The sequence below is a fragment of the Streptomyces sp. NPDC087420 genome (assembly GCF_044744165.1).
Lineage (GTDB): Bacteria > Actinomycetota > Actinomycetes > Streptomycetales > Streptomycetaceae > Streptomyces.
The window spans coordinates 143,487-157,454 of the sequence record NZ_JBIUXU010000003.1 but is presented as its reverse complement, the minus strand read 5'-3'; the positions used below and the strand labels follow the sequence as shown (position 1 = coordinate 157,454).

The following is a 13,968-nucleotide window of genomic DNA, read 5'->3' as shown; positions in this document are numbered from 1 at the left end:
GGCGGGTTGCGGAGGCTTTCGCGGGAAGTCAGAGGCCGTTTCCCGGCGCGTTGAAGGCCCTCTTGCGGGGGGTTGGACAATGGACGGTGGCCCAGAGGCCGGCACAGGCACGAGCAGGAGGAATCACATGGCGGATCCCGAGCGGAGCGAGCGGCGGCTGCGGCCGGTACCGCTGCTCTTCGAGCCCTCGGAGGCGGTCGCCGACCCCGAGCACTTCTTCGATCTCGAATCCATGGACGACCCGGCGGACCTGCTGAGCCGCGCCACCGAGCTGAGTCTGGCCTTCCGCGCGGCGGCCGACCGGGCGGTCGAGTTCCAGGCGGTGGCGGCGGCGCAGCTCGCGGACCCGCGCCGGTTCGACCGGCTGACGGCGGCGGACATCGCGCTGCGGGCGCAGTGGACCGAGGACTACGCCAAGAAGATGGTCGAGTTCGGCCGGGATCTGCTGCGCGGTGAGGGCCTGGCGGAGAAATAGCGGCCGGTGGCGCGGGAGCCGCCTTCCGGGCGGCATCCGGGGCCGGGAGGCGGGGCTCGCGGTCGCCCTGTCAACCGCCCGATTCGGCCAGGCTGCTGGCATATGCCGGGGCGAAGGTTACGCCCTCCCGCCCCGCCCTGTCCCGGTTTCCGCGAACTCTCAGGAATGGCGCCGTCACTCCCGGTAGATCTGGGTGACATGAGCGGATGGCTGCGAGATGAATCACCCCTGAGTCCGGGCGCGAGCGACGACGAGCGCCGCACCGACATCTTCGGTCTCCTCGGCGAGGAGGGCGGGCACCACACGGCCCGGGTCACGCCGGCCGGCGCGGACTGGCTCGCCTCCGCGGGGCCGTCCCCCCGCTCGACGCTCTCGCTGTGGGCCGCCCGCCCGAGCACTCCGGGCGTCCTCCCGTGCGGCGGGGCGTTCGACGTGGTCAGCGCCCCGGCGATCTTCGGCCGCCGCATGCTGAACCGGCTCTGGTCCGACGGCCCGGGATCGGGTCCGGTCGCCGCGCACCGGGGCCGGACGCTGCTCTTCGCCGCGCCGGGGACCGCGCAGCGGCTGCCGTCCCTGCTGGCGTGGGAGGAGTGGGGCGGCTCGGCGGCGGAGGGGTCCCCGCCCGGGGGGAGCGGCGGTGACGGCGACCGGGCGGACGACGCCCTCTCCGTACCGCCCCTGCTGTGCCACGGGGCCGGTGACGCCGTGACCGTACCGCCGCTGGCGCCCGGGAACACGTCGGGGCCGCGCTGGGTGGTGGCCCCCGACACCCGCCATCCGTGGCTGCCGGGACCGGACGTGCTGCTCTGGGCCTGCGTGCGGGCGGCCCGTACGGCGGGCCGTGCCGCCCGCACCCGTTCCCGCGTCCCCGCCCACTCCTCTGACCAGGCGATACGGCCCCGGAGCCGGTCTCCCCATATCGATTTTTCCTCGCGCCGATCCGGGTGCTAAGGTCTACGACGTCACCAGGCGCCGTTAGCTCAGTTGGTTAGAGCAGCTGACTCTTAATCAGCGGGTCCGGGGTTCGAGTCCCTGACGGCGCACCGACACGATTGGGGCCCTTCGCGAGAGCGGGGGGCCTCATTCCTTTCCCGTGGTGATCTTGACCGTCCAGGCGCCCGTCGCCGTCCGGTCCGCGACCTCCACCGCGATCCGTTCGTCCGGGACGGTGAACGTCTCCCCCACCCCCAGCGGCGCGTCCGCCAGCGGGGGGTACACCGAGGTGTCCCAGCAGGCGTCGCTGCGCGGGTGGGTGTCCACCACCTCGACCGGGCCGCCGCCGGACTCCGCCCCGCTCCGCACGCGGTAGATCAGCACGCCCTCCGTGCAGGTGCCCGCGTCGTTCCCGGTCGCGCCGCGCGCCTCGATGGCGACCACGGAGTCCTTCCCGGTCCTGACGACCGCGAGCCGCGTCCCCGCGTCCCCGCCGAGCTGGGGCGCCTCCGCGATCGGCTCCAGGGTGAGCCGTTCCGTACCGGGCAGGACGCAGCGCACCTGGCGCCGGTCCAGCCAGCCCAGCTTCCACTTGTGCCAGCCGAAGAGGTCGGGCGAGAGGCCGAACTGGCTGCCCATCACGTCCCAGTCCCCGACGTAGGTGTCCCAGTCGCCCTTGCCGTCCGAGGGCCGGTGGTAGAGATCCGGCAGGTCGAAGACGTGCCCGGTCTCGTGGGCCAGCACGTTGCGGTCGGGCGGGTGCTTCTCGAAGACGGTGACGATGCGCCGGATGTCCTTGCCGTCCGCCTCCATCGGCCGGTCGAAGTTGACGACCTTCGTGGCGTCGGAGTCGACGCCGGGCGCGGTCGGATCGGCGACCAGGTAGACGATGTCGTAGCGCGAGAAGTCCACGACCGGATCGGCGACGCGCAGGGCGTCCCGCAGGTAGGCGGTACGGCGCGACGGGTCCCAGTCGCGCTTTATCCCGTACGAGGTGGAGGCGTGCGGCATCCGGATCCACCGGGCCTCGGGGTGGGCGCGCAGGGCGAACTTCCCGTACGACGCCCGCGCGTAGAAGCGGCTGGTGGCCGGGAAGTGGTCGGCCACCAGTTCCTCGGGACGGGTCATCGGTTCCGCGTCCGGGAAGGACAGGAAGACCATCACCGCGTCGAGGGTGCGGTCGGGGCGGGCGTAGGAGCCGTTCCAGCTGTCCAGGCCGAGCGAGTGGTGGGCGCTGGTGCGGGGCAGGGCGCAGGGCCCGGCGGCCGGCGCGGCCACGGCGGGACCCGCCACCAGGGACGTGGCGGCGAGCGCCATGAGGGAGGTGAAAGCAGCCGCGGTACTGCGCAGGCGCGGCCGTTCCACTCCCCCGGGTGGCTCCAGACGCTCCACGTCGACCTCCGGCTGGGGATGAGGGGACACCACCACCCACCTTGTGCCGGTTCCTTGCCATACGCCCTGTTCCGCTGCCCCACTCGGGTGAGGGACGGCGCGCGGAGCGCGACACCCCGGCCTCTCACGGAAAGTCACAACCGCTCACGACGGGATCGTCCGAGGCCACGGGCGTGCAGAAACGATCGTTCAACGACAACCCGCCGACCGGTGAAGCCCCGGATCCTTGCCACAGAGCTGGAACGGCCACCCGGACAGCCTCTATGATCGGCACACTTTCCCAGGCCGACCGTCCCGACCAACCCTGTACGACACCACTGCACCGCGGGAGCGAGCCGTGAGCGGAACCTCCGAAGGGCCGCACCCTGCGGCAGTCGTGGCGCCCGGCACCGTACGGCCGTCAGTCACGGAGCGTCATGCGCACCGGACAGATTCGGTGGACCGGGCGGATGCGGCGGACCGGGCGGATCCGGTGAACCAGGCGGATCCGGTGAACCAGGCACGCCCGTCGGACCGGACGGACGCGGGCGACCACCGCGCCGCCTTCCGGTCCGCCCCTCTCGCCATGGCCGTCGTGGACCACGAGGGCACGATCGTCACCGCCAACGACGCGCTCGCCGCGCTGCTCGGCGTGCCGGCCGCCGTGCTCCTCGAACGGTCCGCCGCCGACCTCGTCGACCTCTCCTCCGACACCCGCACCTGGCACGCCTACCGCGAGGTGCTGCGCGGCCTGCGCGCCCGGTTCCGCTGCACCCGCCGCCTCAAGCACTCCGACGGCCGCACCCTGTGGGCCGAGATCACGGTCGCGCCCGTGCCGGACAGCCGCGGTGTGCTGCTGTCGGTCTCCGACATCACCGACCGGCGTGAACTCCAGGCGCGACTGCGCCATCTCCAGATGCACGACCCGGTGACCCGGCTGCCCAACCGCACCCTGTTCTTCGAGCGGCTGGCCTCGGCGCTGGAGACACCGCCGCCGCACTCCGCGTACGCGGCCGACGACGCCGGCCGCGGCGCCGACGGCAGAGGCGCGGACAGAGGAGCAGGCACAGAAGCAGACAGAGGGGCAGATCATGGCAGAACAGGGCGGATCGGCCTCTGTTACCTCGATCTCGACGGCTTCAAGGCGGTCAACGACACCCTCGGCCACCGCGTCGGCGACCGGCTGCTCGCCGCCGTCGCGAGCCGGCTGACCGAATGCGCCGACCACGACGGCTACACCCGCAGCGGCAGCCATCTGGTCGCCCGCCTCGGCGGTGACGAGTTCGCGATCCTGGTCGAGGACTCCACCGGTACGGAACAACTCGCCGATCTCGCCCGGTCGGTGCTCTCCGCGCTCCAGCGCCCGTTCGACCTGGCCGGCCAGCGGCTCGCCGTCTCGGCCTCGATCGGGGTCGTGGAACGTACGGCCGAGGGCACCACCCCCACCGGCCTGATGCAGGCCGCCGACACCACGCTCTACTGGGCGAAGGCCGACGGCAAGGCCCGCTGGACCCTCTTCGACCCGGAGCGCAACGCCCACCGGATGACCCGTCAGGCGCTCTCCTCGACCCTGCGGCCGGCGGTCGAGCGGGGTGAATTCCTGCTGGAGTACCAGCCGTTGGTGGGAATGGCCGACGGGGCCGTACGGGGGGTGGAGGCGCTGGTGCGCTGGGAACACCCGCAGTTCGGCACCCTCGCGCCCAACCGCTTCATCGGGATCGCCGAGGAGGACGGCTCGATCGTGCAGCTGGGCCGCTGGGTGCTGCGTACGGCCTGCCGCCAGGCCCGGCAGTGGGAGAAGGACCACCCGGGCGCCCGCCCGCTGTTCGTCAGCGTCAACGTCGCCGTGCGGCAAGTCTGGGACTCCGACCTGGTGGCGGACGTGGCCGGGATCCTCGCCGAGACCGGACTGGCCCCGTACCTCCTCCAGTTGGAGCTGACCGAGTCCGCGGTGATGGGCTCGGCGGGCCGGCCGCTCCAGGCGCTCCAGGCGCTGAGTGACATGGGGGTACGGATCGCCATCGACGACTTCGGCACGGGCTACTCGAACCTCGCGTATCTCAGCCGACTGCCGGTCTCCGTACTGAAGTTGGACGGTTCGTTCGTCCGGGGGTTCCGCTACGACGAAGGGGTCCACCCGAGCCCGGCGGACGAGGTGATCGTGGAGACGCTGGTGCACCTCGCGCACCGGCTGGGGCTGACGGTCACGGCGGAGTGCGTGGAGACGGAGGGGCAGGCGGAGCGGCTGGGCCGGATCGGCTGCGACACCGGGCAGGGCTGGCTGTACTCCCGCGCGGTCACCCCGGAGCGGATCGCGGAGATGATCGCCCCCGGCCTGATCCGCGGCGCGAGCCCCCAACAGGCCTGAGAACACGGCGAAACGCCCCCGGCCGCGAGACACACGGCCGGGGGCGTTTCCCGCGTCACCTCACTTTCCCGAGGTCTGCCAGATGGTCAGCGCCAGCGCCGCGCACGACGTCACCGCCGCGAGCGACGACAAGGGCCAGCGCGAACGCTCCAGCGCCTCGATACGGTCCTCGTGGTCGCCGATGGCCTTGTCGGTCTGGTCGACGCGCTGGAGCAGCAGCGCCAAGTCGCCCCGGGTGGTGGCGAATCCGACATCCACGGAACGGTGCAGGCGCTCCAGTTCGACGGCGATGTTCTCGGCTTCCGACTGGGTCACGCGGGCCCTCCCCCCGTGGAGACGGCTCCCCCGGAGCGGGGGACGCGCAGCCGGTCCCAGCTGGTCCGCCCGGGAATGCCGTCGGCATCGCCGCCGGTGTAGCCGAGCTTGCGCTGCCACGCGGCGTACGAACGGCTGTCGGCCGCGCCCCACACGGGCCCCGGGCCGACGTCGTACCGTCCGCAGCCCTCGGCGACCAGCCGGCGGCCGACAGCCGTGATCAGCGGGCTGTTCCGGCCGGGCACGAAGAAGGCGGCGCCGGGGAAGGTCTCGTACGCCGGTTTCTGCGGTGTGCCGGGACCGGTGGGCGGGGCCGGAGGGGCCGGCTTCGCGCCCAGGCGGGCGGTGACCCGGTCCCGCGTCGCCGGCATCGGGAACGAGGGATCGATCTTCCTTCGCGTCCACTCCTTGTGCGCGATCACACTCCGCGCCGACCAGCCGTGCGCCCGGCACAGCGCCGCCGACAGCCGCTCGGCCGCGTCGAGTTGGACGGCGGGATAGGGGTCGCGGCCGTTGCCGAGGTTCTCGATCTCGAAGCCGTAGAAGCGGGCGTTGCCGTCCACGGCGTCGGGTCCCCGGGCGGGCAGGGGCTTTTCGGCGCGTACGGCTTCGAGGACGGCGGCCGAGCCGTTGCCTGCGTGGTTCGTCCGTCCGTAGCCGACGAGATGGACCGTGCCGTCCTTGGTGAGCAGGCCGATGCAGAGGGGGCCGGGCAGGTCCGGAGTGCCGCCGCGGCAGAGCGCGAGGCTGTCGACGCCCGCGGTGTGGTGCAGCATCACGCCGTGGACGGGCCCCCAGGGGCCTTTGTGGTTGCGGTTGTGGGTCTTCCAGTCGCCGTGCTCGGCGACGCGGACGCCCTCGCCGCGCAGGGCGCGGACGAGGGCGTCGGCGGACAGCGGTGCGGCCATGGGCCGGCTCCTCACGTCGTGGACGTCGTCGTGAACGGATGCCGCCGAGGGCGTCACATCAGGGGCGTCACGGTCACGAATCGGTTGGTGAAGGTGGCGGTGTTGGTCGTGGCGGCCGACTTGTAGGCGGCCGTCGCGGTGCAGACGGCTCCGGACGTGAGCCCGTTGACCTGGAACTGCGTGGAGGCCGAGCACTGGTTCGTACCGCTGACGATCGCGGCGCGCGCGTCGGCGGCCGCCAGCGTGACGGTCGTACCGGTACGGATGTTCGCCGACATGAAGGACGCGGAGGCGGCGCTGCCGCTGATGCGCGCCCCCACCGAGACCAGGACCGAGCCGGAGAGGGGCACGGTGAACGTGACCGCCGTCGGATCGCCGGTGGAGCCGGTGAGCGTCTCGGTGTACGCGGTGACCGCGAGGGTGCCGGCCGTCGTGTTGGCCTTGTGTACGGCGCCCGGCACGACGGGCTGCCACTGGCTGCCGGAGTAGTGGAAGAAACGGCCGGGAGTGTTGAGCCAGACGAGCATGCCGGCGACCGGCGCGGTGACCCTGGCGTCGCGGGTGGCGGCGTCGGTGAAGCGCAGGACCGTACGGCCGTCGATGGCCTCGGCGAGCGACTGGATGTGGAGGGGGACGTTGGCGGCGTCGGTGGACTGCGGGTACGGCAGATTGCCGAGCGGGGTGAGCACGGCCATGGCAGGACCTCCTGGGTGTACGGAAGGGGAAGGCGCGGACGTCAGAGGGGGCGGCGGAGGGCGGCGGCGGGGTCAGCCCTCGCGCGACGGCGGCAGGACGTCGGGGCTCGTGCCCCGGTCGCCCGCGCCCGCGCCGGGGCTGTCGATCGGCACCGGTGGCTGCGGGGGTTCCGGGGGAAGCGGGTCGTCGACCGGCTGTACGGCGTCCGGCGCGGCCTCGGGACCGGGCACGGCCTCGGGATCCGGCACGGCGTCGGGACCGGGCACGGCGTCGGGACCGGGCTGTCCCCCGGACACGGTCACCGGCGCAAGGGCCGGCGCCTTCCGCGCACCGGCCATCGGGCCGTTCCGCTTCTTCTGCGCGCTCACCGGCTCTCTCCTCCCGCCACCGCGACGGCGGTTGTCGTGGTGGCACTGGTCCTGGCCGCCGCCCCGAGGGTCACCGGTACCGCCACCAGCAGCGCGCGGTAGTCCGGCTCCCCCGCCCTCAGGTCGGCGAGCGTCGCGTACTGGGCGGTGACCTGGGCGTACGTACGCCGCGTGCCGTACGTCGGGTCGACCGGTCCGTCCGGGGTCAGCCCCGCGTCCCGCGGCACGCCGTTGTACGACGTCCCCCGCAGCGTCAGCGTCTGCTGCGGCGCGGCGCCCGCGGCGTAGGTCGTGCGCGTCCCGACCACCCAGGCGAGGGTGTCGAGTTGCGCCCCCGCCGTGTCCACCACCCGTACGGCGTCGCCGAGTTGGATCCGCGGATCGTGCAGCACCTCGACCTCCCCCAGCACCGGCACCGGATAGCGGCCGGCGTTGAGCATGGTCTGCGCGAGGCCGCTGGCCGAACTGCCGTTCTGCACCCACTCGGAGGCGGGGGCCGCGTACTGCTGCCGGCCGTAGTGCTGCTGGCTCTCCGGGCTCCACCAGGCCGCCTGGCGCAGCTGGGGATCGCCGGTCGCCTTCTGGGGGACGATCCTGGCCGAGGGCTTGCCGTCCTTGGTGACGGTCCACAGCGGTACGGTCCCGGTGTTGGTGAAGCGGGCGATGTACGTGGGGCCCTCGCGGCGGCAGCTGACGGAGACCACGCCCTTGACCGCCGTACCGCCGGTCGCGGTGGTACCGAAGCGCACCCGGTGACCGTCGTTCACCACCGAGTCGTCGGTGACGACCAGCGGTCCGATGTCGAACTCGTCCTCGGCGACCGCGTAGGAGATCTCCACCGACGTACCGGGATCGATCTTCCGGATCGCCGTGTCGTCCACGACGTCGCCGTTCACGCGGGCGACGCCGGACCAGTCCTGGTAGGGCTGCTCGCAGTGGTTGCGGCAGGCGTCGATCTCCTCGCTGACGGTGAGAGCGGCGATGTTCCTGCGGGTGGTCACGGTGAGGTCGGGCTCGGCCGGTACCCTGCCGAAGCGGGACGGGCCCTTCCAGTGGAAGACGCCCTGTTCGTCGAACTCCGCGGTGGACATGCTCGCGCGGGCGATCTCGGTGATCACGTCCCACTGCGAGCCCGTCACCCTGGGCATGGCGTAGATCGGCAGCGCCTCGTCGTCCAGCACCGCGCCCTTGGTCCACTTCCCCTTCTGCTCCCACTCGTCGCGGGGGTAGGACGGGACGTCGGGCCAGATCCGGTCGGTCAGCTGGAGGCACTCCACCGCCATGTCGGTGGTGAGGTCGACGTGGTGGACCTCCGCGCGCGGCTGGCTCATCACCGCCTGGGTGAAGGTTCCCGTGCCGCCGACGTGGTACGAGCCGTCGGGGCCGGTCAGCCGGGGCGCGACAGTCGGCAGCACACTGCTCCCCGACGACCGGGTGTCGAAGAGGAATCCGACGTGCCAGTTGCCCTTGAGGGCCGCCAGGGCGCCGAACGTCCAGACAAAACCGCCCACCGGGGTGCCCTGCGTCCCGGAGTACATGGCGACGGTGCCCGCCGCGATGTCGATGCTCCCCGTCAGGTGGCCGTAGGCGCCGCCGCTCCGGTCGAGCACGACACTGAGTTCGATCTTGTTCCCTCTGCTCTTCGCCGTGTTGACCCAGCATTCGAGCAGGAAGACCTTGCCGGGCACGACAAACCGCGAGCGCGGCATCCAGGAGGCGGTCAGTCCGGCGGCCCTCGGCATCAGGGCCATCTCGAAGGGGGCGCCTTCGCGGATCCAGTCGTACTGGCTGTTCGCGGGGACCGACTCGGGCTGGCCGTACGTCGCGTTGACACCGCCGTGCAGCGAGGCGTACAGCGCGGTGAAGGCGTTGGTGTCGTCCGCGTCGGCCTGCGGCGCGCGGGGCGGCGGGCAGGTGTGGATGCCGCCCTGCCGCAGCAGCTCGTCCACGCACCAGGGGGCGGACGCGATCCGCAGGCCGGTCATGATGCCGTGGTAAGGACGGGGCAGCGAGGCGGGGCCCCGCAGCCGCTCGGCGCCGTCGAGGGCCTGGACGGTGACGCTGTCGCTGCCGGACGTGGCCGTACGGGAGCGGATGGTGCCCCGGAAGGCCGGCAGCGTACGGCCGCTGACGCCCGTCTCGTGGACGACGGACTGCCCCGGGCGTACGGCGTCGCCGGTGGCGCGGTCCGCCCAGGCGGAGTACAGGCGCGGAGCGGGCTCGGCGACCGGGCCCCTCCCGTCGGTCTCCTGGTCCTCCACCCGGCCGCCCAGCTGCGCCTCGAACTGCGCCGAGGCGCTGCCGCTGAACGCCCGCATGGCTTCGGGGAGGTCGGTGTTGTAGGCCCGCTCGACCTTCCAGGACTGGATCTGCTCGCCGAGTTCCTCGCCGCCGAGGCGGGTGGAGTGGACGGGGGTACGCTCCGGCGCGGCGAGAGCCGCGTCGAACCGCTCGTCAGAGGGCTGCACCTGCCACCTCCACCAGATCGATGCTGACACCGCGGTACGGGAGACGGGTCGCGGGTGTCTCGGTGTAGCCGGTGACGGCCATGGCCGGGCAGCCGTCGCCGAGCGACAGGGCCACGGGCTCCTCGCCGATGGTGAGGCTCGCGCCGGCGAGACTTGTCATCCCGGTCGCGCCGGGGGCACCGACGGGGGTGACGAAGGCGGCGTTCGCGGGCGCCGTGCCGGTGACCAGCGGGCCGGCGGCCGACGTGGTGGACAGGTAGCCGCCGTCCACGTCCTTCCAGTCCAGCTGGGCGGTGGCCAGGGCGGGATTCCAGTCGGGCGGTAGCAGCCAGGAGATCCGCATGCCCGGCATCACGGGCCAGCCGGTCCAGATCCCGTGCCGCCAGCCGATCTTGGTGGCCGGGTCGTCACAGCTGCCGAGGACGACGTCGTCGACGGCCGGACTGATGGTGATCGCTCCCTGCACGGTGAACCAGTGGTCGTGACCGGCGGGGTGCAGCGTATGCCCCGCGGCCTGGTAGGGGTCGAGCAGATTGCCGGCCACGGGATCGATGACGGCGACGGACCGGCCGGCGTACACGTTGCGTCCCAGCATGCCGGGGCCGTTCACGCGACGGGCGAGCCGGATCAGGTGGTCGGCGTCGGCGGGCTCCAGCCAGTCCCAGGCGAACTTGAGCCGGCGGGCGGTACGGGCGGGCGAGACCGTGGTGATCTGCCCCTCCAGCGACTTGAACTCGCTGACGTTGAGCTCGGCGCTGCGGTCCCAGCTCTTGGCGGCCTGCGTGATCTCCCGCAGGAGTCCCGGCTTGCCGATCCACAGATTCCTTGCCATGTCCTGTCTCACCTCCTGGCGAGCTTGCGCTGTCCGACGAGGACGGCGCGAGCGATGGTCTGCGAGTCGACCTCGACGTGTACGGGGCGTTCGGCGAGGCGCTCGACGGCCTGGGCGAGCCGGTTCATCCCGGCGGCGCCGCCGGGGTGCTGGCCGAACATGCGCTCCAGCCGGGAGAGCGGGATGACAGCCTCGGCCTCGCCGCCCTCGCCGATGAGCGCGAGCCGGCCGCCGGTCCTGGCCTCGACGATGCCGCCCTGCGCGAGCTGGGGCACCGGGATGCGGGGGAGGTTGAACGCGAAGCCCTTGCCCCCGATGACGGGCACCCAGTCGGGAACGCTGAACTTGACCTGGTTGAGGCCGCCGATCAGGGAGTTGAGCCCCCTGACGAGCATGCGGGTGGGCAGCAGGAAGGCGTTGACGACGCCCTTGAAGAGCGGGCCGAGGAACCGCGCGGCGGCGGAGGACGCGGACCGCATGGCGCTCCAGGCCGCGGACATGCCCCGCTTGGCGACGGCCATGACCTTGTCCATGCTCACGAACCGCGCGATGAGGGGCGCGAGCAGCGTCATGATGAGCCCGAACGGGCTGCCGGCCATGGCGAGGTTGAGCCCCTTCTGCGCGAGAGAAGCGCCCTTGAGCCCCTTCCCCAGCCCGTCCATGGACTTCCCGCCCTTGTCGGCGTTCTTCCCGGCCTTCCCGACGGACTTCTCCACCCCGTCGGCCTGCCGCTTGACGTCCTGAAGCGCGTTCTTGGCCTTGTCGGCGGAACTCTTGAGCCGGTCGAGCGAGGTCTTGAACTTGTCGGACCCGGCCCGGGCCTTCCCCATCCCGCCGTCGGCGGCGCGCAGACCGGTGCTCAGCTTGCCGACGGAACCGTCGGCCGTTCGCAATCCTGTGCTCAGTTTCCCGACGGAACCGTCGGCCGTGCGCAGTCCCGTACTCAGCTTCCCGATCGCGCCGGCACCGCTGTTCACGGAGTTCTTGAGACTTCCGACCGCAGAGCCTGTCTGGCCGGCCGCGGTACGAAGGCGGCCCATGGCCGCGTTGGCCCGGCTGAGAGATTGAACAAGCGACATGAGTGGTCTCCTATCAGCCCGTGGCCGTTGTCAGCGCATCGATCGTGGTACGCAGCGCGGCCAGATCCCGGCGGATCTGGCTGGTCTCGGCTGCCGTGTTCTGGTTGGCTCTCGCCTGTCCGGAACGTCCGCTCCGCGCGAGCCGGATCGCCTCGTCCGCCGTACGCCGCACGCCACGAATGTCGGTCCTCACCAAGCCGACCTGCTCACCCAGGGCGCGGCGAAGGTTACGGACCTGGGTATACGCCTCCTGCGCCTTCCGGTCCGCGCTGCCGGCGGCCTCCTGCGCACGGCCGGCGGCCGCCCGGGCACCATCTGCGGCGAGCTTGAGCTGTGTCGGATGAACACCCGCGTCACGAGCGTTTTTCTCTGCCTTTTTCTCGAGGTAACGGCCGACAGGATCGAAGAAGGTGTATTCCAACTTCACTCCCGTCAGCTCTCCGCCCAAGAAATTCGCGGCAAGGTTCGCGCCGTTCATCTCGCTCTTCAGAGCGGTGAGTTCAGTCTTTTTCACGAGCTCACGCTCGGAGTATTCCTTGAACTTCTTTATGAGGTAGCTTTCTTCGTTGCTCTCGCTGCTTCCAGAGCCGGGTGACGCCATGGCAGATCCTCCAAAATAGAGCGGCCCCACAGTCCCATGGGACCGAGGGGCCGTTCGCGGAGCCTGATTGGTCAAGTTACTTGGACCGACCAGCGGTCGGCATCGAACATCAAATACCCAGGGCCTTTGATTCTCACGGTCTCCTCGGTCCGGTCCGGGCGGTTCACTTGGGTGCCGGCGCCGGAAGAAACTCCGTACATCGTGAGCACCCCAGGACGCTCGCCGTCATTCCATGTCACGCGAATCGCACGTCTCGCCCCGTCCCCGACGAACACGATCCAAGGGCCACGCCCGGAGGTCGATCCGTCGAGCGGGTCTATCTCGTCGTGCGTGATCCTGCGGACCCTCCAGCCGCCCAGACCGGTTGAGTTTTCGTTACCGACGGCCGCCCGAAAGATGTTCAGATGGTTGTACTCCGGGGCCACAATGACACGCCGACGAGAGAATCCCCAGACAGTGAAACCCTGGCCGGGCGCATACGTCCCGCCCATACGCCGCAGCGGCGTCATCTCGAATTTGGTACCGAGACCACCGGATACCTCCAGCAGCGCGGGGGCGGAGTCCATTCCCTTGCGGATCTCGATTTCCCGGCTTCGCCACCCCGACCACTTGGCTTCATTGTTTCCCAAGACATTCCCCTCCCGATCCTGGACGGCAAGGATGTGCCGACCCGTCAGATCCAAGGGAAGTATGCAGGTGCCGGGAAAAATTCGTCCATCATTTCGAGAAGAACTGTGCGATCTCCGACGGGTTCGGCACGACGGTCGGGGAGTGCGCGGGCGTGGCCACCGCAGGGGTTTCTCCTGGGCGGGCAACCGGTTCCGGATACTCCGGCGGATCGGCGTCCTCGTCGCGGTTGACCGTGGCGAACATCCAGTTCGCTTCGGCCAGTTGGTCGGCCACGTGGGCCAGGAGGTACTCCGTCACCGACCAGTCGGCCGACTCGCCGTGGAGTTCGCGCGCGACCGCGCTGTCCCGTGGGAGGTGCTGGATCAGTACCGCGAGGCGGCGGGAGGAGAGGCGGCCGCGGTGCCAGTCCAGCAGGTCCGTGCCGTAGTAACGCAGCAGGTCGGCCTCCAGGGCCTCGGCGTGCTCATCGATGAGCACGCCGAGGCTCAGTCTTCCCCCAGGCCGAGACCCGTCTCCTTGCCGTACGCCTCCAGGATCGCCGCGATGTCCTGCATCGTGACGTCGTGCCGCTCGAAGCACGTGAACTGCTGCTCGCCGAGCAGCAGGCGCAGCAGACCGTCGACGTCGTTGTCGTCGAGGTCCCGCAGCTTGCGCGCCGTCGTGCGGGTCAGCTCCGTCGGCAGCTCGAACGAGTCCTCGTCCAGATCGAAACTCCAGGCCCGGCCGAGCGCTTCGAGGCGCTGTGCGCGTGCCGCGTTGACGTTGAATCCCGCCATGTCCGTCTCCTGTTCGGTGGGGTGGGGGGGGGAGTTGGTGGGTGGGGAGTTGTGGGTACGGGGGGGGGCGGCCCCCCCCCGGGGGGGGGCCCCCCCCCCCCCCCCCCCCCCCCCCCCCAGCAACCCCCGGGCGAGAAAAACCACCCCA

At 71.3% G+C, this 13,968-nt stretch carries 14 protein-coding genes, 1 tRNA gene and 1 pseudogene; 4 read left to right on the top strand and 12 right to left on the bottom strand.

Annotated features, from left to right (window positions below; genetic code table 11):
• Window positions 1-127: 127 nt before the first annotated feature.
• From ACIO1C_RS06795 to ACIO1C_RS06785, 3 genes and pseudogenes are all read left to right on the top strand, one after another.
• Complete coding sequence (locus ACIO1C_RS06795) at window positions 128-475, top strand: hypothetical protein (RefSeq protein WP_401859364.1); 348 nt, start codon at window positions 128-130, stop codon at window positions 473-475.
• 198 nt (window positions 476-673) lie between these two features.
• A pseudogene (locus tag ACIO1C_RS06790) lies at window positions 674-1,454 on the top strand (hypothetical protein).
• Window positions 1,445-1,518 (top strand) — tRNA-Lys (locus ACIO1C_RS06785). The pseudogene ACIO1C_RS06790 and the gene ACIO1C_RS06785 overlap by 10 nt, the downstream one beginning before the upstream one ends.
• Window positions 1,519-1,555: 37 nt before the next feature.
• On the opposite strand, the gene ACIO1C_RS06780 is transcribed toward ACIO1C_RS06785, so the two are convergent.
• Window positions 1,556-2,830 carry a M6 family metalloprotease domain-containing protein gene (locus ACIO1C_RS06780; protein WP_401859362.1) on the bottom strand — a complete coding sequence of 425 codons (1,275 nt, stop codon included), beginning with the start codon at window positions 2,828-2,830 and terminating at the stop codon, window positions 1,556-1,558.
• A gap of 307 nt (window positions 2,831-3,137) precedes the next feature.
• Between ACIO1C_RS06780 and ACIO1C_RS06775 the strand changes: the two genes are divergently transcribed.
• Window positions 3,138-5,147 (top strand): putative bifunctional diguanylate cyclase/phosphodiesterase, encoded by a 2,010-nt coding sequence (locus ACIO1C_RS06775; RefSeq protein WP_401859360.1) that lies wholly within the window; start codon window positions 3,138-3,140, stop codon window positions 5,145-5,147.
• Window positions 5,148-5,207: 60 nt separating this feature from the next.
• Here ACIO1C_RS06775 and ACIO1C_RS06770 read toward each other — a convergent pair whose 3' ends face one another.
• The 11 genes from ACIO1C_RS06770 to ACIO1C_RS06720 form a co-directional block, all read right to left on the bottom strand.
• Window positions 5,208-5,462 (bottom strand): hypothetical protein, encoded by a 255-nt coding sequence (locus tag ACIO1C_RS06770; protein ID WP_161309578.1) that lies wholly within the window; start codon window positions 5,460-5,462, stop codon window positions 5,208-5,210.
• Window positions 5,459-6,370, bottom strand: coding sequence for a peptidoglycan-binding protein (locus ACIO1C_RS06765; RefSeq protein WP_401859358.1), 912 nt, complete (start codon window positions 6,368-6,370; stop codon window positions 5,459-5,461). The genes ACIO1C_RS06770 and ACIO1C_RS06765 overlap by 4 nt, the downstream gene beginning before the upstream one ends.
• 53 nt (window positions 6,371-6,423) lie before the next feature.
• The gene (locus tag ACIO1C_RS06760) at window positions 6,424-7,065 is read right to left on the bottom strand and encodes a hypothetical protein (protein WP_401859356.1); all 642 of its coding nucleotides are present in this window, start codon (window positions 7,063-7,065) and stop codon (window positions 6,424-6,426) included.
• Window positions 7,066-7,137: 72 nt separating this feature from the next.
• Window positions 7,138-7,434: a hypothetical protein gene (locus ACIO1C_RS06755; RefSeq protein ID WP_401859354.1), complete on the bottom strand. Its 297-nt coding sequence runs from the start codon at window positions 7,432-7,434 to the stop codon at window positions 7,138-7,140.
• Entirely contained in the window at window positions 7,431-9,902 is a 2,472-nt protein-coding gene (locus tag ACIO1C_RS06750) for a hypothetical protein (RefSeq protein ID WP_401859352.1), read from the bottom strand. The genes ACIO1C_RS06755 and ACIO1C_RS06750 overlap by 4 nt, the downstream gene beginning before the upstream one ends.
• Window positions 9,889-10,734, bottom strand: coding sequence for a hypothetical protein (locus tag ACIO1C_RS06745; protein ID WP_401859351.1), 846 nt, complete (start codon window positions 10,732-10,734; stop codon window positions 9,889-9,891). The genes ACIO1C_RS06750 and ACIO1C_RS06745 overlap by 14 nt, the downstream gene beginning before the upstream one ends.
• 8 nt (window positions 10,735-10,742) lie before the next feature.
• Window positions 10,743-11,813 (bottom strand): hypothetical protein, encoded by a 1,071-nt coding sequence (locus ACIO1C_RS06740; protein WP_401859349.1) that lies wholly within the window; start codon window positions 11,811-11,813, stop codon window positions 10,743-10,745.
• A gap of 13 nt (window positions 11,814-11,826) precedes the next feature.
• Window positions 11,827-12,414: a hypothetical protein gene (locus ACIO1C_RS06735; protein WP_401859348.1), complete on the bottom strand. Its 588-nt coding sequence runs from the start codon at window positions 12,412-12,414 to the stop codon at window positions 11,827-11,829.
• Window positions 12,415-12,485: 71 nt separating this feature from the next.
• A complete protein-coding gene (locus ACIO1C_RS06730) occupies window positions 12,486-13,043 on the bottom strand; it encodes a hypothetical protein (RefSeq protein ID WP_401859346.1) in 558 nt (185 codons plus the stop codon).
• 88 nt (window positions 13,044-13,131) lie between these two features.
• Window positions 13,132-13,521 (bottom strand): hypothetical protein, encoded by a 390-nt coding sequence (locus ACIO1C_RS06725; RefSeq protein WP_401859344.1) that lies wholly within the window; start codon window positions 13,519-13,521, stop codon window positions 13,132-13,134.
• Window positions 13,522-13,529: 8 nt separating this feature from the next.
• Window positions 13,530-13,820, bottom strand: coding sequence for a hypothetical protein (locus ACIO1C_RS06720; protein WP_401859343.1), 291 nt, complete (start codon window positions 13,818-13,820; stop codon window positions 13,530-13,532).
• Window positions 13,821-13,968: the final 148 nt, after the last annotated feature.